At 68.7% G+C, this 543-nt stretch carries 1 protein-coding gene; it reads left to right on the top strand.

The window, feature by feature from the left end; genetic code table 11:
• Positions 1 to 543: extracellular solute-binding protein (locus EYB28_RS19700; protein ID WP_166852947.1), on the top strand; the 543-nt coding region annotated here is incomplete at both ends.

Raw genomic sequence — 543 nt, 5'->3', positions numbered from 1 at the left:
GCGACCGAGCTGCAGCCGCGGTTCGTGGGCGGCAACCCGCCCGACCTCGTGGACAACTCGGGCGCCCAGTCGATCGGCTTCAACACGATCCTCGACCAGCTCGAGGATCTCACCGACGTCATCGACGCCCCCAACCTCGAGGGCACGACGATCCGCGACACGCTCTACGGCGGCGTGCTGGCACCGGGGACCTACGGCGACAAGTTCGCCGCCCTGAACTACGTGCTCACGGTCTACGGGGTCTGGTACTCGGGCAGCCTGTTCGAGGAGAACGGGTGGGCCCCGCCGACGACCTGGGCGGAGGCCAAGGAGCTCGGCGCGGAGGCGAAGAAGGCGGGCAAGTACCTGTTCGTCTGGGGCACGGAGGCGGCGACCTACTACCAGACGCTGGCGATCGAGTCGGCCATCAAGGAGGGTGGCGACGAGGTCCGCCTGGCGCTGGAGAACCTGCGGCCGGAGTGCTGGTCGCACGAGGCGGTGCAGGCGACGTTCCAGGCGATGAAGGAGATCGTCGACCTGGGGTACGTCAAGCCGGGTGGTGCG

It is taken from the genome of Isoptericola sp. BMS4 (genome assembly GCF_011634835.1).
Lineage (GTDB): Bacteria > Actinomycetota > Actinomycetes > Actinomycetales > Cellulomonadaceae > Isoptericola.
Note: the sequence above shows the minus strand (reverse complement) of the source record. Positions and strands in the feature narration are given on the sequence as shown.